Source organism: Aminiphilus circumscriptus DSM 16581 (assembly GCF_000526375.1).
GTDB lineage: Bacteria > Synergistota > Synergistia > Synergistales > Aminiphilaceae > Aminiphilus > Aminiphilus circumscriptus.
This window is the reverse complement of record NZ_JAFY01000002.1, coordinates 168,313-188,928: the sequence shown is the minus strand read 5'-3', so window position 1 is coordinate 188,928 and position 20,616 is coordinate 168,313. Positions and strand designations below refer to the sequence as shown.

At 59.1% G+C, this 20,616-nt stretch carries 14 protein-coding genes; 10 read left to right on the top strand and 4 right to left on the bottom strand.

Annotation, left to right across the window (positions count from 1 at the left end; genetic code table 11):
- Positions 1–84: 84 nt before the first annotated feature.
- Positions 85–888: a DUF2087 domain-containing protein gene (locus tag K349_RS0101440; RefSeq protein WP_026368126.1), complete on the top strand. Its 804-nt coding sequence runs from the start codon at positions 85–87 to the stop codon at positions 886–888.
- Positions 889–1,019: 131 nt separating this feature from the next.
- Here K349_RS0101440 and K349_RS15995 read toward each other — a convergent pair whose 3' ends face one another.
- Positions 1,020–1,373, bottom strand: a complete 354-nt coding sequence (locus K349_RS15995; protein WP_026368125.1) for an ATP-binding protein — start codon at positions 1,371–1,373, stop codon at positions 1,020–1,022.
- Between the two features lie 729 nt (positions 1,374–2,102).
- Here K349_RS15995 and K349_RS0101425 point away from each other — a divergent pair.
- From K349_RS0101425 to K349_RS0101375, 9 genes are all read left to right on the top strand, one after another.
- Positions 2,103–2,765 carry a GntR family transcriptional regulator gene (locus K349_RS0101425; protein ID WP_026368123.1) on the top strand — a complete coding sequence of 221 codons (663 nt, stop codon included), beginning with the start codon at positions 2,103–2,105 and terminating at the stop codon, positions 2,763–2,765.
- Positions 2,766–2,782: 17 nt separating this feature from the next.
- Positions 2,783–3,307, top strand: coding sequence for a TRAP transporter small permease (locus K349_RS0101420; protein ID WP_026368122.1), 525 nt, complete (start codon positions 2,783–2,785; stop codon positions 3,305–3,307).
- Positions 3,308–3,342: 35 nt separating this feature from the next.
- A complete protein-coding gene (locus K349_RS0101415) occupies positions 3,343–4,623 on the top strand; it encodes a TRAP transporter large permease (RefSeq protein WP_026368121.1) in 1,281 nt (426 codons plus the stop codon).
- 20 nt (positions 4,624–4,643) lie between these two features.
- Complete coding sequence (locus K349_RS0101410) at positions 4,644–5,849, top strand: mandelate racemase/muconate lactonizing enzyme family protein (RefSeq protein ID WP_026368120.1); 1,206 nt, start codon at positions 4,644–4,646, stop codon at positions 5,847–5,849.
- Positions 5,850–5,887: 38 nt separating this feature from the next.
- Positions 5,888–7,081, top strand: a complete 1,194-nt coding sequence (locus K349_RS0101405; RefSeq protein WP_026368119.1) for a mandelate racemase/muconate lactonizing enzyme family protein — start codon at positions 5,888–5,890, stop codon at positions 7,079–7,081.
- Between the two features lie 18 nt (positions 7,082–7,099).
- Positions 7,100–8,209, top strand: coding sequence for a TRAP transporter substrate-binding protein (locus tag K349_RS0101400; RefSeq protein ID WP_084460111.1), 1,110 nt, complete (start codon positions 7,100–7,102; stop codon positions 8,207–8,209).
- Between the two features lie 761 nt (positions 8,210–8,970).
- Positions 8,971–10,521, top strand: coding sequence for an ATP-binding cassette domain-containing protein (locus K349_RS0101390; RefSeq protein ID WP_026368116.1), 1,551 nt, complete (start codon positions 8,971–8,973; stop codon positions 10,519–10,521).
- Between the two features lie 359 nt (positions 10,522–10,880).
- A complete protein-coding gene (locus tag K349_RS0101380; protein ID WP_211240306.1) occupies positions 10,881–12,140 on the top strand; it encodes an exonuclease SbcCD subunit D C-terminal domain-containing protein in 1,260 nt (419 codons plus the stop codon).
- 21 nt (positions 12,141–12,161) lie between these two features.
- Entirely contained in the window at positions 12,162–15,902 is a 3,741-nt protein-coding gene (locus tag K349_RS0101375) for an AAA family ATPase (protein ID WP_026368113.1), read from the top strand.
- A gap of 60 nt (positions 15,903–15,962) precedes the next feature.
- On the opposite strand, the gene K349_RS0101370 is transcribed toward K349_RS0101375, so the two are convergent.
- From K349_RS0101370 to K349_RS0101355, 3 genes are all read right to left on the bottom strand, one after another.
- A complete protein-coding gene (locus K349_RS0101370; RefSeq protein ID WP_026368112.1) occupies positions 15,963–17,255 on the bottom strand; it encodes a hemolysin family protein in 1,293 nt (430 codons plus the stop codon).
- Between the two features lie 161 nt (positions 17,256–17,416).
- The gene (locus K349_RS0101365) at positions 17,417–18,364 is read right to left on the bottom strand and encodes a magnesium transporter CorA family protein (protein ID WP_026368111.1); all 948 of its coding nucleotides are present in this window, start codon (positions 18,362–18,364) and stop codon (positions 17,417–17,419) included.
- A gap of 654 nt (positions 18,365–19,018) precedes the next feature.
- Positions 19,019–20,602: an AbgT family transporter gene (locus K349_RS0101355; RefSeq protein WP_026368109.1), complete on the bottom strand. Its 1,584-nt coding sequence runs from the start codon at positions 20,600–20,602 to the stop codon at positions 19,019–19,021.
- Positions 20,603–20,616 lie beyond the last annotated feature (14 nt).

Below are 20,616 nucleotides of genomic sequence, written 5' to 3'. Positions count from 1 at the left end.
TCGAGACGTGTCGAGGTGGGGATAAGTAGATGTTTCTAGTATATGTTTGACAAAAAAGAGATGATGCGCGATACTGTCCGCATTATGACAAACTCACTTATTTCCCAGCTCGAGCGTGCATCCCTTGAGGACCTCGTGTGCGGCCATATCCGGGAAACCGCTCCCGAGGCCTATGTCTGCCTGTTCTGCGGCAAGAGATTCGAGGAAGGAGTGGTCTATCCCTTCGGAACGACGCTCTTCACGGCCTCTGGAGCGGTCCGCCGCCACGTGGCGGAGGTGCACGGCGATCCCTTCGACGCGCTGCTGCGTCTCGGAAAGGAGCATACGGGCATCTCGGAGCTGCAGGAGGCGGTGCTCCGCCACACCCACGCGGGCGCCAGCGACAGAGAAACGGCGGCGCTTCTCGGGGGCAAGTCCCCCTCGACGGTGCGGAATCACCGTTTTCAGCTCCGGAAGCGGCGCCGGGAGGCAAAGCTCTTTCTCGCCATCATGGAACTCCTCGACCGGAAGGAAGCGAATCAGGGCTACCTGACCTTCAACGCGGCGCTGCCCGTCGCGGACGACCGGGTGAAGGTCACCGACGAGGAGGCCCGGAAAATTCTGAAGAAGCATTTCAGTTCCGAGGATCCTCTGGTTCTCGCGTCGTTTCCGAAGAAACAGAAGGCAAAGCTGGTGGTGCTCAATCGGATGGTGGAACTCTTCGTCCGGGGACGCCGGTACTCGGAAAGGGATGTCAACGAACTTCTCGCCGGGGCCTTTGACGACTACGTCACCATTCGGCGCTATCTCATCGACTACGGTTTTCTGGACCGGAAGGCCGACGGAAGCGCCTATTGGAGAACGAACCCACCCCGTCTGTCCGATGCGGGAAGTGCGGAAAATCCCTGAGCGCCCAATTCGGATGTCAAGGGACACCCGGATTCCCGCACGAAAAGGACATCTATTTTCCCGCAGATGTCCGCATTCCATCGTGACTGAGCAGAACTGATTCCTGAACCTGTCGGGATTCCCCGGTTCCGTCATCCCTCCTTCCCGGCAGTCCGGGTGCGGCGTTCCATCTCCCAGAGCCTGTAGCTGCTCTCATCCACGTGAACCACATGGCAGTGATGGAGAAGCCGGTCCAGAATCGCCGTGGCGAGCACTTCGTCTCCCGCGAGCATCTCCGGCCATTCCCGGATGCTTGTGTTCGGCGTGATGATCGTGCTGGAGCGTTCATATCGGGCGCTCGCCACCTTGAAGAGCGAATGGGCACTCATCCGGTCCAGAACCTGGAACCCCAGTTCGTCGATGACGAGGATGCCGTTGGTATTCTCATTACTTCCCCGTTCCCAGTGGCTATGAAGATGGGCAAAGGAGACCGGTCCGCCCGGCACCGAACTTATTCGGGCATGCCTGGGAACGTTCTCCTCGGCGGACGGTGTGCACAATGCCCGCGAAACTACCTTGCCGGCGAAGGTGACATAAGCGGGAAAGAGAGGCTCCGCCTCCGGATTTCACGCCCCCGCCCCGCGGCTGGAATCCAGCCGCTACCTCCACATGGATCTGTTGATCGAACACAAAAAGGCACTCCTGGAAAAGTGCGGCTAATCGCGGCAGACGGCCGCCGAACACCATAAAAACCTTTTTGCACAACTTGACGCACACAACTCAAGCCCCGGTTTGCAGGCTCACAGAATCCTCCGCCCTCAGGAAAATCTCTGCGGACTTCCTCTCTGCCATTGTCCACAAGGAGAGCTCCGCCCCTTTTCTGCGGCACCGCCGCTCCAGCAGGGATGCACCTCCTCGCCTTTCAAGGTGGCTCTGCCACTACATCTCCGTTTCGCTTTCTCGGGTTTCGCGTTCGCTCGCACTCTGTCCATTCTCTTTCCCTGTTCCAGTGTTCTCTCCGCTTTTTGACCCCGCCTCGGGGAGGCCTTTGCCTCCGGTTCGCCGCGGCATGCGCGGAGGAATGATATGCCCACCAAGGACATTTTCCTCCTCGCGAGGAGAAAACTCGTGGTATACGGTACTCTTGTTGACACACCAAAATAAGAATGGTATATTTCAGAAAACATGACGTGCCAAAATATTTTTGGTGTACCAAAAAAGGGGCGAGTGCTGACATGGCCGAGGAGTTTCTGTATTTGCAAATCTACAGAACGATCAAGGAGAAGATTATCACGCTGGAATTGCCGCCTGGTGCGGCTGTGAAGGAACGAGAGATGGCGGAACAGCTCGGAACGAGTCGGACTCCCGTCAGGGATGCTCTGCAGCGCCTTGCCTGGGACGGGTGGGTGTCCACGGGAGAAGGGAAAAAGTATCTTGTCAAAGAGTTAAGAGAGAAAGATATTTACGATATGTATTGTTTTAGGACTCAAATGGAGGCAATGGCACTTGAAAAAATATTTGAAAAAGACTCATCCAGGTTGATAGCAGGAAAGCTCGACTCAATTCTTTCTGAAATGATAAAAGTAGAAGGTCGTTTGTATGATTTCACAATGAAGGATCTTGAGTTTCACAAGACAATACTTGATTTCGAGCAAAACGACTATGTGATGAAGGTTTGGATGACGATGGTTGAGGAATTGATTAGGATGACTCTTGCATCACAAAAAATTGCAAAAGATTATCTAAATCCTAAAAAAGAACATCAAGACATTATAGATGCTTTATGGAAAAAGGACAAGGCTATTAGTATTGAAAAGCTAAAGAGCCATTATGTACGTGCAACAGAAAGGATTGCAAAAACATTAAAAGAGGGTGTTTTTGTGGAAAACATCAAATAAGGTCTGGAGGTATAAATATGAGATTTGTTTTAGCGAATATTGAGAAAATAATCACCATTTTATTGACTTCAGCAATGACGTTTGTATTGTTTTTGCAGGTTTTTTCGAGATATGTATTTAATTTGTCAATAAGTTGGTCCGAGGAGTTGTCGATTTTTTGTCTTGTGTGGCTTACATATTTTGGCGCTGCTCTTGCCGTAAAGCAGAGAAGGCATCTTAGAATTGAGGTTTTTGTGTCTTTTTTGAGTCCTAAAAAAAGAAAAATAATTGATATTTTATGCAATGTCGTGTTTTTTTGTTTTTGTTTATTTTTGGTCTATGGGACGTATAACATGACGATGCTCGCAAAAGCCACCGGTCAGACTGCCGCGGCAACGGGCTTGAAAAGATGGCTCGTTTTTGCAGGGCTTCCTGTGTCGTTTTTGCTGGTTGCGATCAGGTTGCTTCAGGATATGGCGCGGCAGTTCCGGGAATATCGCCTTATGGACGAGTTCGGAGTCATTCCCGGAGAAGCGGGGAAATTTCAGAGACCTGAATTCTAGAAACACGGATCGGCTCCAAAGGGGGAATAACGGTCATGGATGCGCTCGTGCTGTCGCTTTTGTTCGTTGGCTTTCTTGTGACGAGTATCCCCATAGGTATTGCGATCGGGTGCGCTGTCTTGGTTTTTGTCTTGATTTATGATGTCTCGGGATTCTCGTTCATGTTTCAGAATATGTATTCCGCGATCAATTCCTTTCCGTTGATGGCTGTTCCCTTTTTCATGCTGACGGGTTCCATTATGGAAGGCGGCGGCCTCTCGCAGCGTATCGTCAATGTCGCCAACAAACTTGTGGGGAACAGAACATCCGGTCTGGCGATTGTGGCTATTCTGGCGTGCATGTTCTTCGGGGCGATTTCAGGTTCCGCTCCGGCGACGCTCGCGGCCATTGGAACAATCATGGTTCCTGCCATGGTCAAACATCGCTATTCGAAAAATTTTTCCGTCGGTGTCGTGACTACTGCGGGAGGCTTGGGTATCATCATTCCGCCGAGCATTCCTCTTGTGATTTACGGTGTGGGAACGATGACGTCCATCGGAGACCTCTTTATCGCAGGTATTGGTCCGGGTGTTGTCGTCGGTGTTTTTCTCATGATCACGGCGCGCATTGTCGGGAAGAAGCGGGGGTACACGGGAACCGGAGAGCGCTTCAGTTTTCGCGAGGCGGGAAAGGCGGCCTGGGAAGCGAAGTGGGCGCTGTTCATGCCGTTGATCATCCTGGGTGGAATCTACGGAGGGATTTTCACGCCCACGGAGGCTGCGGTGGTGGGTGTTGTGTACGGAATGTTCGTGGGGTTCTTCATCTACAAAGAATTGACGATCAAGCGCTTGATGGAAGTGTTTGTCGACAATGCCTCACTTGTCGGCGCCTCGTTCCTGATTTTTGGTTTCGCCACGTCGCTTTCCTTTCTCGTGTCTGTCACCATGCTTCCGGACAGACTCAGTGAAGCTATTTCGATGATATCTACGAATAAATATGTGGTTCTTTTTATAGTAAATATATTTCTAATTTTGCTTGGAATGTTGATGGATACCATGTCTGCAAATCTTATTTTTTCACCGCTTCTCCTTTCGATAGTGGCCCCTCTCGGTGTCGATCCGGTTCATTTTGGAATTGTGATTACGATAGCGCTTGCTCTTGGTTTTGTTACTCCTCCAATGGCCACCAATCTATTTCTTGCATCCACCATATTTGACATACCAGTTCAAGAAATAATAAAAGAAGAACTTCCATTTGTTTTTGCTATGATCTTGGCTCTATTTGTTGTAACATTCATCCCACAGATAAGCTTGTTTTTGGTTCAGTTTCTACACTAATATAGAGGAGGTAGTTTGTTTTGAAGATAACAAGTATTGAGGTGTTTGATTGTAAGGTCAACAAAAAGGACCCTACGATGGCCGCTTTCAATCCGGTCCTGATTCGGGTCAATACGGACGAAGGCATCAGCGGTGTCGGCGAGGCCGGTTTGGCCTACGGTTGTGGTTCGAACGCTGCAATCGGAATGATCAAGGACCTTGCACCTCTCGTCCTCGGCAAGGATCCGATGAAGGTCGAAGCGCTGTGGGAGTCCCTTTTCCGTGATACGTTCTGGGGCATGAGTGGCGGTCCCATCATGTATTCCGGATTCAGCGCCATCGATATTGCTTGTTGGGATATTCGCGGCAAGGTGTTGAATGCTCCCTTATACCAGTTGCTCGGCGGTAAGACGAGGGATTCTCTGCGGGTGTATGCGAGCCAGATTCAGTTTGACTGGGCTCCGAAATTCAAGGCTCTCCGGAGGCCGGAAGAGTACGCGGAAGCTGCGCTGAAGGCTGTTTCCGAAGGGTACGATGCGGTGAAGGTCGATCCGTTGATGATAGACAAGGACGAATCCGTCCTGCCGGGAAGATCTCCGAAGCAGAGTTATTACGGTCTGCTCCGGAGAGAGGAACTCGATATGGGATACCAGCGCGTCAAAGCCATTCGGGAAGCGGTCGGTCCCGAGGTCGATATCATCGTCGAGATCCACTCCTTTTTGGGAACGAATTCCGCCATTCAGTTCGGAAGACTGCTTGAGGATATGAACGTGTTCTATTATGAAGAACCCGTTCACCCCATGAATGCCGATAATATGGCTCTCATTGCCCGCTCCGTCAAAATTCCCATTGCAACGGGCGAACGTTCCTACACCAGGTGGGGCTTCCGGGAGATGTTCGAGAAACAGGCTCTGGCGGTCGTTCAGCCGGATCTGTGTCTGTGTGGAGGCATCACTGAAGGAAAAAAGATCTGTGACATGGCGAATGTCTATGACACGACCGTGCAGATTCATGTTTGTGGAGGACCGGTGTCGAAGGCTGCGGGACTTCATGTCGAGGCGGTGATTCCGAATTTCATCATTCATGAACACCATACGTACGCCCTTAAGGAATGCAATGTTGAACTATGCAAATACGATTATCAACCGACCAAGGGGCAGTACGGGATTCCGGATCTTCCTGGTCTCGGTCAGGAGCTTAATGATGATGTGGTGAAAAATTATCGTGTTGAAACCATTACCGCCTGAGCGGTGTGCGCGAAAGAACGAAAAGAGGCGCTTTTAGCATGAAGATCACCCAGATCGAAGCATTTTTTTGTGATCTTGCACCAAAGGGGAATTTCTTCAACCCTGTCCTGATTCGTGTGGATACGGACGAAGGTGTCAGTGGGATCGGAGAAGTGGGACTCGCCTATTGCGCAGGTGGTCGAGCCGGCTTCGCGATGTTGAAGGATCTTTTCAAATATGTTGTCGGTAAGGATCCCATGCGCACGGAATATATCTGGGAGAAGCTTTTTCGGGACACCTTCTGGGGTATGGGGGGTGGTCCGGTCGTGTATGGAGGCATGAGCGCCATCGACATTGCCTGCTGGGATATCCGCGGCAAGGTGCTCAATGCGCCAGTGTACCAGTTGCTCGGTGGAAAAACCCGCGACCTCCTTCGAACCTACGCGAGCCAGATTCAGTTTGGCTGGGGGGAGGAATTCCTCCATCTCTCCGCCCCGGAGGACTACGCCGAGGCAGCTCGAAAGGCTGTCGCCGAGGGATACGACTGTGTCAAGGTGGACCCTCTCCAGCACGACAGGCTCGGCTTGGATACCCCCCAGTCGGAGGATGCGTGGAATCACTACGGCATTCTGAAGCATGACCAGGTCGCGATGTGCTGCGAACGTGTCAGTGCCGTACGGGAGGCAATCGGTCCCGACAGGGATCTCATTGTCGAAATCCACTCCCTGCTCGGGGTGAATGCAGCTATCCAGCTTGGCCGGGCTCTCGAAGAATATAACGTCTTTTATTATGAAGAGCCCGTTCATCCGATGAATGTGGACAACATGGCGCTCGTTGCCAGGAGTACCAAGCTTCCCGTTGCGACGGGAGAGCGTTCCTACACTCGTTGGGGTTACAGGGAACTGTTTGAAAAGCAGGCGCTGGCGGTGATTCAACCGGATCTGTGTCTTTGCGGAGGTATCACCGAAGGGAAGAAGATCTGCGACTATGCGAACACCTATGACGCGACCGTGCAGATTCACGTCTGCGGTGGCCCAGTCTCGACCGCGGCGGCACTTCAGCTTGAAGCGGTCATTCCGAACTTCATCATTCACGAGCATCACGTTCAGGCCCTTTGTCCCCATATCCGGGAGCTGTGCACGTATGACTATCAGCCGGTGAAGGGAAAGTATGCCGTGCCGGATCTCCCCGGTCTCGGACAGGAGCTGAACGACGAGGTCGTCAGAACGTATCCTCATGAAGTGATCAAGTAGACTTCGGTGTTGCGGAAGATGTCTCGTGCATTTTCAGGAAGGGGTGCTCCCATGAGAAAGTACGGTTGCCGATTTGCAGTTGCAGTTACGGTTGCGTGTGTCGTTTTCCTTTGTTTCTCTGGAATTGCCGCTGCCGGAGAGAAGAAGATCGACTTCAAGATCCAGGCGTCGTACAACCCGAAGAGCTATCCGGACCAGCCGAGCGTCGTTGCGACACTGAAATTGGCGGAAGAAATGAAGAAGCGTGTGGGAGACCGGATCAACGTCAGGATTTATTGGGAAGAGCAGCTTGCGAAGACCTATGAATCATCCGTCAATCTGGTGCAGAACGGAAACCTCCACTGGACGATGGTTCCCATGTCCACGTTCTCCGAGTTCACGAAGGCCTGTATTCCGCTCGGAAACTTTTTCGTGATTCCCTATCCGCACGTGCAGATCGCCTATAACGTCGTGGATGGCAAGGTTGGAGAGATCTTCCGGGAGCGGGTCATGAAGGAGACCGGTCTTCGGATCATGGCCTACTGGGAAGTGGGTTTCCGTCATCTGCTTTCCACCAAAAAGCCTATTCCCGATCTCGAGTCCATCAAGGGGATGAAGTTCAGGGTTCAGCCCAACCCGGTACATCTCGCAGCGTTCAAACTTCTCGGAACAAATCCGACCCCGATCGCTTGGTCCGAGCTGTTTACATCGCTGCAACAGAACGTTGTGGACGGGACGGAGAATCCCTTCGAGAATGTCATGGGCGGCCGGTTGTACGAAGTGTGCAAGCACATGACGCTCACCGGGCACCTTTTCGAGTTCGTTGTGTATTTCACGAGCGAAGAGTGGTACCGGAACCTTCCCGATGACGTGCGTACTGCTTTTGACGAATCCGCCGCCATCGCAACCCAGGCCTATCGGGATCAGATCGCGAAGAAGAATGCGGAATGGCTTGACTTTTTCAGGAGTAAGGGCATGGAAATCAATGAACTTTCAGTGGATGAATTAAATAAATTTAGAGAAGTTGTCAGGCCTTCCTACGACGAGAGCATGAAACTCGTTGATAAAGAATACTTTGAGCAGATCATGACAGAGATCAATAACGAGGAAAAAGCTTATTTTGAGAAACATCCAGAGCTGAAACATTAAGAAACGGCGTGACAAAGTGGCCTCTGTCTCTTCTCCGGAAATGGTGGTACGAAGGAGGTGGCGTCTGTCATCGCGCTTCAGAACAATGAAAAGTTTCAAAAGGTGACGTGAAAGCTTCGCTCCTTCGGTACGTCGGCGCTGCCCCGCAGGCGTGAGAGGGCTGGAGTGCGCACGCTCTCCCGAGAAGGGTTTCTTTCTTGGCTTGTCAGTACGCAATTTTTCCTGAAGAGTCGTAAGTGACGGTACCCGCGACGTTTTGCCGTAGTGCGGCGAGACCTCGCGGGTGCCGTTGTCTTGTCCCGGCGATAAAATGATCTGGAGGAGCATGAAAACCGGTTTCCTCTTGACCCGTTTCACCGGAAACGGGTATGATCCAGGGCGGTTCATCCATTCCATCTTCGGGAGACTCGACGAATGCGCCTCTTCTGACGAGCGGGACACGCACCGGCAGCTACGCATGTTTTTCCGGCCCCTCCGGGCCGTTTTTTCGTGTCCCCTCCTCCTCGTTTTTCAAGGCGGCTCCGCCGCCACATCTCCGTTTCGCCTTCCCGGGTTTCGTTCGCTCGTGCGCTGTCCATTTTCTTACCCGGTTCCAGTGTGCTCTCCGCTTTTCGCACTCCGTCCCGGGAAGGCCTTTGCCTCCGGTTCGCCGCGGCATGGCGGAATGTGCGCGTCCAGGGACTCCGTTCCTACGAGCGGATTTCCCTGCGGTGCCGGGAGGAGGCAGTGTCCCCGCCGGGCGGGGGGAATGGAGAGAGTTCATGGCGCTTCTCCTGCGCAATGTGTCCTTTCGTTTCGATACGGCGGAAGCGTTTCTCTTCCGCGAACTGTCCATCGATTTCCACGGGGGATGGACGGGAATTCTCGGCGCCAACGGGTCGGGCAAGACCACGCTTCTGCGGCTGGCCGCAGGAGAACTGTCGCCGTGCGAGGGACAGGTGCTCCGAAGGGGGCGGGTTCTGCTCTGCGAGCAGCGAACGGAGGAGATGCCGCAGCGGTTTGCCGCGTTCCTCGGGTCCGGCGATCCCGAGGTCTTTCGTCTTCGGGGAATGCTCGACATCGAGGATGCCTGGGGCGAGCGATGGCACTCCCTGAGCTTCGGCGAGCGCAAGCGCGTCCAGGTTGCCCTGGCGCTCTGGGAGAAACCGGAGAGTCTCCTTCTGGACGAGCCGACGAATCATCTGGATGGCGCTGCGCGGCGTCTGCTCGGTGCGGCCCTCGCCACCTACGACGGCGTGGGACTTCTCGTGAGCCACGACCGTGAGCTGCTCGACGGGCTTTGCCGGCGCTGCCTCTTTCTCGGCGCCTCCGGGCCGGTGCTCTATCCGGGGAACTACACGGAGGCCTCGGCGCAGAAAGCCCGGGACGAAGAGACCGCCCGTGCGGTCTATCTGGAGCGCCGCAGGGCGTGCAAGCGCCTGGAGGCGGAGCAGCGGCGGCGCCTGGAGGAGGCTAGCCGGAGCGACCGCAGGCGTTCCAAACGGGGCCTGGACCGGCACGATTCGGACGGACGGGCGCGCATCGATCTTGCCAGGGTTTCCGGCATGGACGGCCAGGCGGGGCGGTTGAAAAGCCAGCTCGACGGGCGTCTGCGCCATCTTCGGGAGGAGGTGCGGGAAGTCCGGCCACCCAAGGAGCGGGAGCTGCGGTTCTGGCTCTCCGGAGCGGTCTCGCCCCGCAACCGCATCCTCGATCTTCCCGAAGGTCGCCTCGATCTCGGCGGAGGGCGGACACTGCACCTGCCGAGGCTGGAACTCGGCTCCAGGGACAGGGTCGCCCTGGTCGGTCCGAACGGGTCGGGCAAGAGTACTCTGGTGCGCCACCTGCTCCGGCGGGTGCAGCTTCCTCCGGAGCAGGTGCTCTTTCTCCCTCAGGAACTCTCGGGGGAGCAGCTCGGGCGTCTCGCCTCGGAGGTCGCGCTCCTTTCTTCGGCGGAGCGGGGGTTGGTGATGACCGTGGTGAGCTGTCTCGGTTCCCGGCCGGAAAGCCTGCTTGCTCCGGCGGCTCTCGGGGAAGGCGCCGACGTGCCCGTTCCGAGCCCTGGGGAGGCGCGAAAGCTGCAGCTCGCCCTGGGGGTGATTCGGGTGCCCTCCCTGGTCGTTCTGGACGAGCCGACGAACCATCTCGATCTCCCCGCGGTGGAACTGCTCGAAAACGCTCTTGCCTCCTGTCCCTGCACAATGCTGCTCGTGAGCCACGACCGGCGTTTTCTCGAGGCGGTCACGGAGAGCTGCTGGCGCATCACCCTGGGTCCGGACGGAAACTCCTTGCTTGAGAAGGGTGCGGTCGCGTTGCTCCGGAAGGCCTTCTGACGCCGGTGAAGCGCTGCGGGCGGGCCGGCCCGATGGGGGCCTCCGGTTTGTCGGGGCCGGATTGCCCCCCGGAAGGGGGCGTGCTATGGTTCTCTGCAGCCACCCGACGAGGAGGAAATGTTCATGGAGCGAGGCGACCGGAAACGCACGCGCGCAGGCAAAGCCAGAGGAAACGCGCCATCCCCCGTCCGCGGGGAACGGCGATCTCGGAGATGGCGGTTGCTCTCTTCTGCTCTTTCGGGGCCAGGGGCTGGAACCCGGCGTGCGGAAGGGTGTCCCTGTTCCGGGCGGAATGTCGCCTCTTACGCCGGAATGCTTCCCTCGGAAGGCGGGAGCCGTGGGTCCGCCGGAGGTGTGCGGTGAGGACTCCGCTGCGGATTCTTCACACGTCGGACTGGCATCTCGGGCGGGGGCTCTACGGACGGAAACGCTACGAGGAATTCGAGGCATTCCTCTCCTGGCTTGAGGCGACGATCCGCCGGGAACGTGCGGAGGTGCTCCTCGTGGCGGGGGATGTGTTCGACTCCACCGCACCGAGCAACCGCGCCCAGGCGCTCTACTACACGTTTCTGTGTCGCGTGGCCGGATCGTGCTGCCGCCACGTGGTGCTCATCGGCGGAAACCACGACTCGCCTTCGTTTCTCGACGCCCCGAAGGAACTGCTGCGGGCGCTTCGCGTCCACGTGGTGGGCGCGATTTCGGGAGATCCCGCGGAGGAGGTGCTCCTCCTGCGGGACGAGGCGGGCGCTCCGGAGCTGCTGCTCTGTGCCGTTCCTTTTCTGAGGGACCGGGACATCCGCACCGTCGAGGCGGGGGAGAGCCCCGACGAGAAAGAGCGCAAGCTCGCCCAAGGCATCCGTGACCACTACGCCCAGGTGTGTTCTCTGGCGGAGCGGAGACGGGAGGAGGTCCGGGCGGAAACGGGCGAGGAGCTTCCCCTGGTGGTCATGGGACATCTCTTCGCCGCCGGAGGGGAGACCGTGGAGGGGGACGGCGTGCGCGACTTCTACGTGGGCTCTCTTTCGGCGGTGACGTCGTCGATTTTTCCGGAGTCCACGTCCTATGCGGCGCTGGGGCACCTTCATGTCCCCCAGCGGGTGGACGGTTCGGAGAGGTTCCGCTACAGCGGCTCCCCGCTGCCGATGGGCTTCGGCGAGGCGGGGCGGGAAAAGAGCGTCTGTCTCGTGGAATTCGCCGGTGCGGCGGCGACGGTGACGCTTCTGCCCGTGCCGTGCTTCCGGCGTCTTGAACGTCTTCGGGGCGGCCGGAAGGAGATTCTCTCCGGGGTCGAAAGGCTTGCCGCGGAGAAGGAGTCGATCTGGCTGGAGGTCGTGCTTGAGGGTGATGGTGCGGTGGGAGACCTCCGGGAGCAGCTTGAGGAGGTCACGGCCGGAACGGGGCTGGAGATTCTCCGGATGAAGGACGGGCGGATGCTGGAACGCGCCCTGGAGGGACTCTCCGAGGAGACGCTCGATGACCTGGATGAGGAGGACGTGTTCGGGCGCTGTCTGGAGAGCCGGAGGATTCCCGACGAACAGCGGCCGGAACTGCTGCGGACCTACCGGGAGACTCGGGCGTCCCTCGACGGAGAGGACTCCCGGGCGGAAGAGCGGACGTAGCGGACGGGGAGGAAGCGGACGATGCGGATACTCCAGGTGCGTTTCAAGAATCTGAACTCCCTCGTGGGGGAATGGAAGATCGACTTCACCCACCCCGCCTTCACCGCCGACGGTCTCTTCGCCATCACCGGCCCGACCGGCGCCGGCAAGAGCACCGTTCTGGACGCGCTTTGCCTTGCCCTCTACGGGCGGACTCCGCGCCTGGGCAAGATCTCCAGGAGCGGAAACGAGATCATGTCCCGACAGACCGGAGAATGTTTCGCCGAGGCGACCTTCGAGACTTCGGCGGGAAAAGGAGCCGGATCTGGCGGCGCGGAGGCCCGCCGGTTCCGCTGTGTCTGGAGCCAGCACCGATCCCGCAGGCGGTCCGACGGGGAGTTGCAGGCTCCGAAACACGAGATCGCCGACGCGGTGTCCGGAGAGGTGCTCGAGAGTTCGATCACGGGCGTGGCGGCGCGTATCGAAGCGGTGACGGGCATGGATTTCGACCGCTTCACCCGGTCCATGCTCCTCGCCCAGGGGGGTTTCGCGGCTTTTCTGCAGGCTCCTTCGGACGAGCGGGCCCCCGTGCTCGAACAGATCACGGGGACGGAGATCTACTCCCGGATTTCCGTGCGCGTCCACGAGCGCCGCGCCGAGGAGCGGGCAAAACGGGATCTTCTCCGGGCCGAACTGGCGGGAATGCGCCTGTTGCCTGAGGAAGAGGAGGCACGCCTTCGGGTGGAGCTGGAGGAACGTTCCTTCCGGGAGAAAGACATGAGCGGACGGATCGAGGCGGACAGGGCTGCCGTCGTCTGGCTGGACGGAGTGGCACGCCTCGAGGCGGAGTTGCGGATGATCGACGAAGCGGAGAAAGCGCTGCTGGACCAGCGGGAGCAGTTTCACCCCGAGGCGGAACGACTCCGTCGCGCCGAGGATGCCCTGGAACTCGCCCCGGAGCACACCGCCCTCAAATCTCTTCGGGAGGAGCAACGGCGGGACCGGGACGTTCATGCAGCGTCTCTGAAGACACTTCCGGCGCTGGAGGAGGAAGTTCGTCTCGCCGCCGAGGCACAGCGGCGCAGTGGCGAGACGCTGGACGCGGGCAGAAGGGCCCTGGCCGAGGCGGTGCCGCTTCTTCGGGCCGTGCAGGCCCTGGACCTGCGGATCCGGGACAAGGAAGGCCCCGTCGGTGCCGCCGAAGAGGCCCTGACGGAGGGAGAAGCCGCCCTCGACGCTCTTCGCGACAGGGACGGGATGGAACGGCGTCTTCTCGGAGAACGGCAGGGCGCCCTTGAGGCGGTTCGCTCTCACCTTGCCCGAAGTGCGGCGGACGAGAAGCTCGTGGAGGAATTTCCCGTACTCCGGGATCGGTTCGACGCGCTCCGCACTCTGGACGGAAAAGGCCGCGAGGGGACGGAAAAACTTCGGGCCGCTGCCCGGGAACTGGAAGAGGCCCGAACCGCCCGGCGAAAGCGGGACGATACCCTGGTGACGGGAAGGGCGGAGTACGAGACCGCCCGGGGTGCTTTCGATGAAGCGCGGCATGCGCTGGAGAGCCTTCTCGCTGGTCGCAGGATGTCGGACTGGAGAAAGGATCTCGACGAGGAAAAAGAGCGAAGACGCCTCCTCGAAGATGTCGTCGGAACGTTGCATGCCCTGGAAGAGGCGCGTCGGCGGACGATGGAGCTGCGTCTTCTGGAGGACGCGGCGCGAGCTCGTTGCGGGGATCTCGACGGGGAAATTGCGGCGGCGTCGGTACGGCAGACGGCGCTCGAAGCGGAGTCGGCCCGGCTGGAGGAACAACTCGCCTCGCTGAGGCGGATCGCGGATTTCGAGACGGAGCGGCATCGCCTGCGAAAGGGTGAACCCTGTCCCCTCTGCGGCGCCACGGAGCACCCCTTCGCCGCGGGGGTCGTTCCCGTTCCGGATGAGGCCGCCGCGGCGCTGCTCTCTCTCAGGAACGAGCTTCAGGCCGCGGGGAGGACTCTTGCGGATCTCCGGGTCGCTCGTGCGGAGGCGTCGAAGGACCTGGAGCAGGCGGAAACACGGCGGCGGGAACGCGACGAGGAAATCGCCCGGCAGGAGGTCCGGCTTCGGGAGGAATGGACTGCGCTCTCCAAGGAAGAAAAATGCCCGGAGGGACCTGGAGCGGAGGCACTGCTGGAGCGCCTTGCCCGGGAGATCCGGGAGCGGTTTGAGGAGACCTTCCGGGTTGTGCAGGCCGCCGAGGAGGCGGACGAGCAGTGTGCCACCCTGCGGGAGAGCCTGGAGAAGGCCCGGGAAAATCTTGTCCTGGAGGAGCGCTTCGCCGGGGACGCCGCACACCGCGAGGAATCGGCGGAGCAGACGGCGGTCCGGGCGGAGGCCGAGGCGCGGGAGGCCGCCGTGCAGCTCGACGAGGCGCGGCAGCGGGTGCTTCGCGACCTGGCGCCCTACGGCATCGGCGATCTCGCGTCCGATCCGGAGGAGTGGGAGGCGGTGCTCCGGGACCTGGAGGAGCGTCGGGTGCACTGGAATGCCCGGCAGGAGGAAAAGGGTGCACTGGAGAAGGAGATCGCCTCCCTCGAACTCCGGATCGACCAGCGGAAGGAGCGGATTCGCCAGGCCGTGGAGGAGGTGGAGAAGCGGCGGCGGCATCGCGACGAACTTCTGCGGGAACGGCAGGTCCTGGAGGAGGAACGGCGGGAGCGCTTCGGCGACGGAGATCCCGACGCGGAGGAACGCCGCCTCGGAGAGGCGTTGAAGGCCCTGGCGGCGGAGTTCGACACGGTGCGTGCCAGGTCGGACGAAGCGGTGCACGCGCTTGGCGGAACGCGAACCAAAATCGCCGAGACGGAAAACGCCATAGCGGAGCGGGAGAAAGTGCTGCAGGTCCGGGAGATCGCCTTTGTCCGCCGTCTCGACGGAGCCGGTTTTGCCGACGAGGACGCCTACCTGGCGGCGCTTCTGCCCGAGGAGGAGCGGAAGGAACTGCAGGGGCGGGCCCGTGCGCTGGAGGAGGAGCGGGTCGCGCTGAACGCGAGGAGACGGGAGAAGGCGGAGCGGCTGGAGGAGGAGGAGCGCCGGGAGGCGACCGACCGCTCCCGGGAGGATCTCCTTCGTGAGCTGGAGGAGCTGGGGCGGGACGTGAAAATCCTCCGGGAGGAACTGGGCGGCATCGCGCAGAAGCTCAGGGAGAACGAGACCGCGAGGGAAATGGCCCGGGACCGCCGTGCGGCACTGGAGGCGCAGGAGAAAGAGTGCTTCCGCATCGAGGCCCTGCACGACCTCATCGGGTCCGCGGACGGGAAGAAGTACCGGAACTTCGTCCAGTGCCTCACCTTCGACATCCTCATTTCTCACGCGAACCGGCAGCTCCGGAAGATGACCGACCGCTATCTCCTGGTCCGCAACGACGGGCAACCTCTGGAGCTGGATGTCATCGACGCCTACCAGGTTGGGGAGCGACGGTCCACGAGAAATCTCTCCGGAGGAGAGAGCTTTCTCGTCAGCCTCGCCCTGGCTCTCGGCCTGTCTCGCATGGCGAGCCGAAACGTCCGGATCGACTCCCTCTTTCTCGACGAGGGGTTCGGCACGCTGGACGAGGACGCCCTGGACACGGCCCTCCAGACCCTCGCGGAATTGCGGCAGGACGGCAAACTCATCGGCGTCATCTCCCACGTTGCGGCCCTCAAGGAGCGCATCGCCTCCCAGATCCGGGTCTTTCCGCTTTCCGGAGGCCGGAGCGGACTCTCCGGCCCCGGATGCAGCGGGGGGTCTTCCGCGATGACAACCGACTGAACCGCCTGGAAGTTCTCGCCGTTCCGACGGAAAAAAAGAGCGTTGCCGCAGTGAAAAAGCTTATTCCTGGTGCGGCAGTGAAGGGATGGCTTCTTCGACGGGTTTTCGCTCGATGCGGACCTTCAGGATGCGCTGCCCTCCCACCTTTGCGACGGAGAAGAGGAATCCGCCCCAGGCGACGGCGGCTCCCTGCTCGGGAAGGGTCTTGAACTGCTCGTAGAGCCAGCCGCTGAGGGTCGAGGCCTCGCTGTCCGGCATGGTGTCCAAATTGAGGTGTTCGTAGAAGATGTCCTCCAGGTAGACATCGCCGCTCACGAGATAGACGTTCTCCTCAAGCTGTGTGAAAGACTCCTTGATGTCGTCGTGCTCGTCCCGGATCTCTCCCACCAGCTCCTCCAGAATGTCCTCCACGGTGAGAATTCCCGAGGTGCCGCCGTACTCGTCGAGGACGATGGCCATGTGCGTCCGGTTGGCCCGGAAGATGCGCAGCGCGTCCATGAGGCTCGCGCTTCCCGCGAGGAGGACCGGGCGCTTGATGACGGAGCGCAGGTTCGTCTCTTCCTGCTGAAAGACCCGGCGCATGTAGTCCTTCACGTGAAGCACGCCGATGATGTTGTCCAGCGTGCCTTCGTAGACGGGAACGCGGGAGTACTGGTTTTTCACCAAAAGCGCCCGCACCCTCTGAGGTTCCTCGTCCACGTCGAGGGCGAACACGTCCACCCGGGGTGTCTGGATCTCCCAGACCTCCAGCTCGTTGAAGTTCACCGCGTTCTCGATGAGCTCCCGCTCCGCCTGGGGGAGCACCTGCTCCTCTCCCATGGTCTCCAGGATGTGGAGCAGTTCGTCGTGGGTGACGCTGGGCTGGGGGCGCTGCCCCGCGGAGCGCCATCGCCCGAGGAAGGCCGAGAAGGACATGATGCACCAGGTGAGGGGGTGGAGGAGGCGCACGAAAAAGCGCAGGACCGGTGCGGCGCCCAGAGCGAAGGACTCGGAGCAGTCCTTCACGTAGGACTTGGGCAGCACCTCGCCGAAGAGGATGATGAGCACCGTCATGAGCACCGTCGCGTAGAGAGCCCCGATGGGGCCGAAGAGAAGGGCGAGTACGGTGGAGGCGATGGCGGTCATGAGAATGTCCACGATATTGCCCCCCACGAGGATGGTGGAGATGGTGCGGGAGAAGTCCTGCAGCAGGAGCATGGCCCGCCCGGCGCCGGTGCGTCCCTCTTCGACGAAGCGTTTCATCCGGATTTTGTTGATGCTCGAATAGGCCATCTCCGCCGCGGCGAAGAACGCCGAAAGGAGAAAGAGGAAGAGAAAGAGAAGCAGAAGCGTGAAAATGCCGGAGCCTGCCATGACGGTCCTCCCGAGTCGAAGTGATGTTCCGTTTTCGTATCGCTCCATTATAGCCCAGAAAGAGAAGGATTTCGGCGGGTGTTACGGAATTGTGCGAAGAAAAGCGCCTCTCGACGTGCACGAAAAAGGCCCCCGGAGGGGGCCGTCGGAGGCGCGTTCTTTCAGAGCAGGCGCTTTCGCCAGAGCCAGAGGGCGGACAGGGCGGACACTCCAAGGGAGAGGAGAGTCACGACGGCGAAGCCGTTGGGCGATTCCTGAAAGGGAACGGGGACGTTCATGCCCCAGAAGCTCGCGATGGCCGTGGGTACCGCGAGGATGATGGTCACGGAGGTGAGGAACTTCATCACCATGTTCAGGTTGTTGGAGATGATGGAGGCGAAGGCGTCCATCATGCCCGCCAACACGTTGCCGTACATCTGCACCATCTCGAAGGCCTGGTTGTATTCGACCTGCACGTCCTGAAGCAGGTCCTCGTCCTCCTCGCGGATCTTCACCGTCTCCCGCATCTGGCCGTTCTGGAAGAGACGCAGCAGTTTGTCCACCACCATGCGGTTGGACCGAAGGGCGGCGGTGAAGTAGGTGAGCCCCTTTTCCAGGTCGAAGAGCTGGTAGAGTTCCTCGTTGCGCATGGACTTGCGCAGGTGCGCCTCGATCTCGTCGGAGCGGCGGTTGATCTGTCGCAGATATTTCAGGAACTGGGTGGCCGTCTTGTAGAGGATCTGCAACAGAAAGCGGGTCCGCTTGTAGGTGCAGAAACCGTTCATGGAGACCACGCTTCTGGGCAGGATCTCTCCCTGTTCCAGACAGACCGTGACGATGAAGTCCGGCGTGAGGATCACCCCGAGGGGGACCGTGTCGAAGTCGTGGCTTCCCGCCGCCTTGGCGACGTTGATGATGACCAGGAGAATGTTCTCGTCGGATTCGATGTGGGATGTTTCCTCCGGGTCGAGCGCCGCGGAGAGAAAATCCACGGGAATTCCCGCCACGGCGGAAAGCGCGGCGAGTTCCTCCGCCGTGGGTGCGGCGGCGTTGATCCAGCAGCCGGGTTCCACGGCAGGAAAATCGAGCTGGCGGATACCCCGGTCTTCGGTCTTGAAAATGGTGATCATGACGGCTCCCCCCTTTTCCGTTCACCCTCTGGGAAACACAGACAAAATGTCCCGCTGCGCAGAAGACGAACGGCTGTTTCGATATGAGATTGATGGAACTGTATCGGGGACCGGAGAAAGGGGGGTGCTGCAAAGAGCCCGCAGTGTACGGGCGGAGAAAGAATCCCTTTCCCGATCCGGCGCCGCCGGACCGGGAAAGAGTACGTCCGTGCGGCGTCAGTGCGAAGTACGGTTCGTAAAGCGGCAATGCAGAGGTTTACTCGAACTGTCGCCTTCCATAACGGGATGTCACTCCTTTTGGGCGTATACGCCCCTGAAAAGCACACAAAAAATGCGAAGAACTTTTCGCCGTGTCCATCATAGCTCTTCTCGGAAAAAGGGGCAAGGGTGCGTGCAAAAATTGTGTTACGAGACAGTGATAATGTCCGTACCTGGAACGGAACAGGGAAAATGCCATCTGTCCTTCTCTGCGGATGAGGAGGGGCGGGTGCTTCTTGAGCCTGAAGGAAGCGGCAAAGCGGCGGTTCTGGACAGGGTTGTGAAAAAAGAGGAAGCGATGGCGGAAAAGACGGTTTGTCTCGGGATGAACGAGAGGCAGCCCTTCCGGGGCTGCCTCTCCGGCGATTTTCTTCCTTCGCGTGGAATCGGGTTGTCTTACATGAACATTCCCGCACCGGGTCCCAAGGGAAGATTCAACACGTACCAGAGAATGAGCTGAAGAGAGAAACAGACCAGGAACGCCAAAGAATAGGGGAGTTCCAGAGAGAGGACGGTTCCTATTCCGACCGGGGCGTCGCCCTCCCGCCGGTACTGTTCCAGAAGGCCGATGACGACCGGAATGTAATAGGAAAGGGGGGAGATGATGTTCGTGCTCGAGTCCCCTATCCGGTAGGCGACCTGGGTGAGGGCAGGAGAAAAGCCCACCATGGAAAACATGGGGACGAAGATGGGAGCGAGAATCAACCACTTGGCGGAACCGCTGATCATGAAAAGGTTCAGCGTGCCGCAGAGGAGGATGAAGAGGAGCAGCAGGGGGATTCCGCCCAGATTGAGGGCTTCGAGAGCCTCCGCTCCCTTGACGGCCAGGATGGTGGTGAGGTTGCTGGTGTTGAAGAGCTGGATGAACATGGACGCGGGAAGGGCGATGACCAGGAAGCTGAGACTTCCCTGAAGCCCGTTCTGCATCAGCTTGGGAACGTCCGAGGCGGTTTTGAGCGTTCCGGATCCGAAGCCGTAGGCGATGCCGACGAAGAAGAAGAGGAAGAAAAGGATGGGCACCACGCTGGAAAGGAGTGGCGACCTGGGCAAAAGGCTTCCATCGTCGGCGCGGAAAAAGGCCCCTTGAGGAACGGTCAGAACAAGAAGGAGGACGATTGTTCCCAGCCCTGCCCAGAGGGACCAGCGGAGTCCTCTTTTCTCCTCATTGGTGACGACATGTTCTGCGAGCGCGGAAGAATCTCGGGATGCGCCTTCGTCTCCCAACATGGGAACGATGAACTTTTCGGTCACGACGGTTGTGACCAGGGTGACCGTTATGGTGGAGGCGAAGAGGAAGAACCAGTTGATGAGGGGATGGGTGGGGGCCACAATGTTCATTCCCTTGGCGGCCGATTCGGTGATCCCCGCCAAAAGGGCGTCCGTTCCCGCGACGAAGAAGTTGGCCGTGAATCCTCCGCAGGCCGCGGCGAATCCCGCGATGATCCCCACGGCGGGATTGCGCCCCAGGGCTTTGAAGACCGCTCCGCCGATGGCGGGGGTGAAGATGATGCCCGCGTCGGAGGCGAGGTTGGCGTTGATGCCCACCAGGGCGAGAACGGCGGTCACCATGTACGGAGGCGCTCCCAGGATGGTCTTCCGCATCAGGGCGGAGATGAAACCCGTCTGCTCCACCAGGCCGATGCCGAGCATCATGACCATGATCAGTCCGAGGGGTGCGAAGGAAATGTAGGTTTTGACGAAGTCGGCGAAAAAGGGTCTCATGGCTTCGTAGCTCAGGAGGTTTTTGACGGGGACCGTCACTTCCTTGGGAAGTTCCCCAACCTTTTGCGAAGCAGCCATGTACGTGACGGACGTGCCTGACGCGGCGAGAAAGGCCGAAAGAACGACCACCGTCAGGGCGAGAAGGACAAAGAGCCAGAAGGGATGGGGCAGCTTGTTTCCCACCACTTCGATGCCGCGGATGAAGCGCCCGAAGGCCCCACCTTGTGGGGTCCTGTTCGAATCCGTGTTCTTGGACATACTGATCCTCCTCC

What these genes read in the sequence shown, in the direction of transcription:
- K349_RS0101440 (WP_026368126.1), top strand. Translation starts at nt 85, where the DNA reads ATGACAAACTCACTTATTTCCCAGCTCGAGCGTGCATCCCTTGAGGAC.
- K349_RS0101425 (WP_026368123.1), top strand. Translation starts at nt 2,103, where the DNA reads ATGGCCGAGGAGTTTCTGTATTTGCAAATCTACAGAACGATCAAGGAG.
- K349_RS0101420 (WP_026368122.1), top strand. Translation starts at nt 2,783, where the DNA reads ATGAGATTTGTTTTAGCGAATATTGAGAAAATAATCACCATTTTATTG.
- K349_RS0101415 (WP_026368121.1), top strand. Translation starts at nt 3,343, where the DNA reads ATGGATGCGCTCGTGCTGTCGCTTTTGTTCGTTGGCTTTCTTGTGACG.
- K349_RS0101405 (WP_026368119.1), top strand. Translation starts at nt 5,888, where the DNA reads ATGAAGATCACCCAGATCGAAGCATTTTTTTGTGATCTTGCACCAAAG.
- K349_RS0101400 (WP_084460111.1), top strand. Translation starts at nt 7,100, where the DNA reads ATGTCTCGTGCATTTTCAGGAAGGGGTGCTCCCATGAGAAAGTACGGT.
- K349_RS0101390 (WP_026368116.1), top strand. Translation starts at nt 8,971, where the DNA reads ATGGCGCTTCTCCTGCGCAATGTGTCCTTTCGTTTCGATACGGCGGAA.
- K349_RS0101375 (WP_026368113.1), top strand. Translation starts at nt 12,162, where the DNA reads ATGCGGATACTCCAGGTGCGTTTCAAGAATCTGAACTCCCTCGTGGGG.
- K349_RS0101370 (WP_026368112.1), bottom strand. Translation starts at nt 17,255, where the DNA reads ATGGCAGGCTCCGGCATTTTCACGCTTCTGCTTCTCTTTCTCTTCCTC.
- K349_RS0101365 (WP_026368111.1), bottom strand. Translation starts at nt 18,364, where the DNA reads ATGATCACCATTTTCAAGACCGAAGACCGGGGTATCCGCCAGCTCGAT.
- K349_RS0101355 (WP_026368109.1), bottom strand. Translation starts at nt 20,602, where the DNA reads ATGTCCAAGAACACGGATTCGAACAGGACCCCACAAGGTGGGGCCTTC.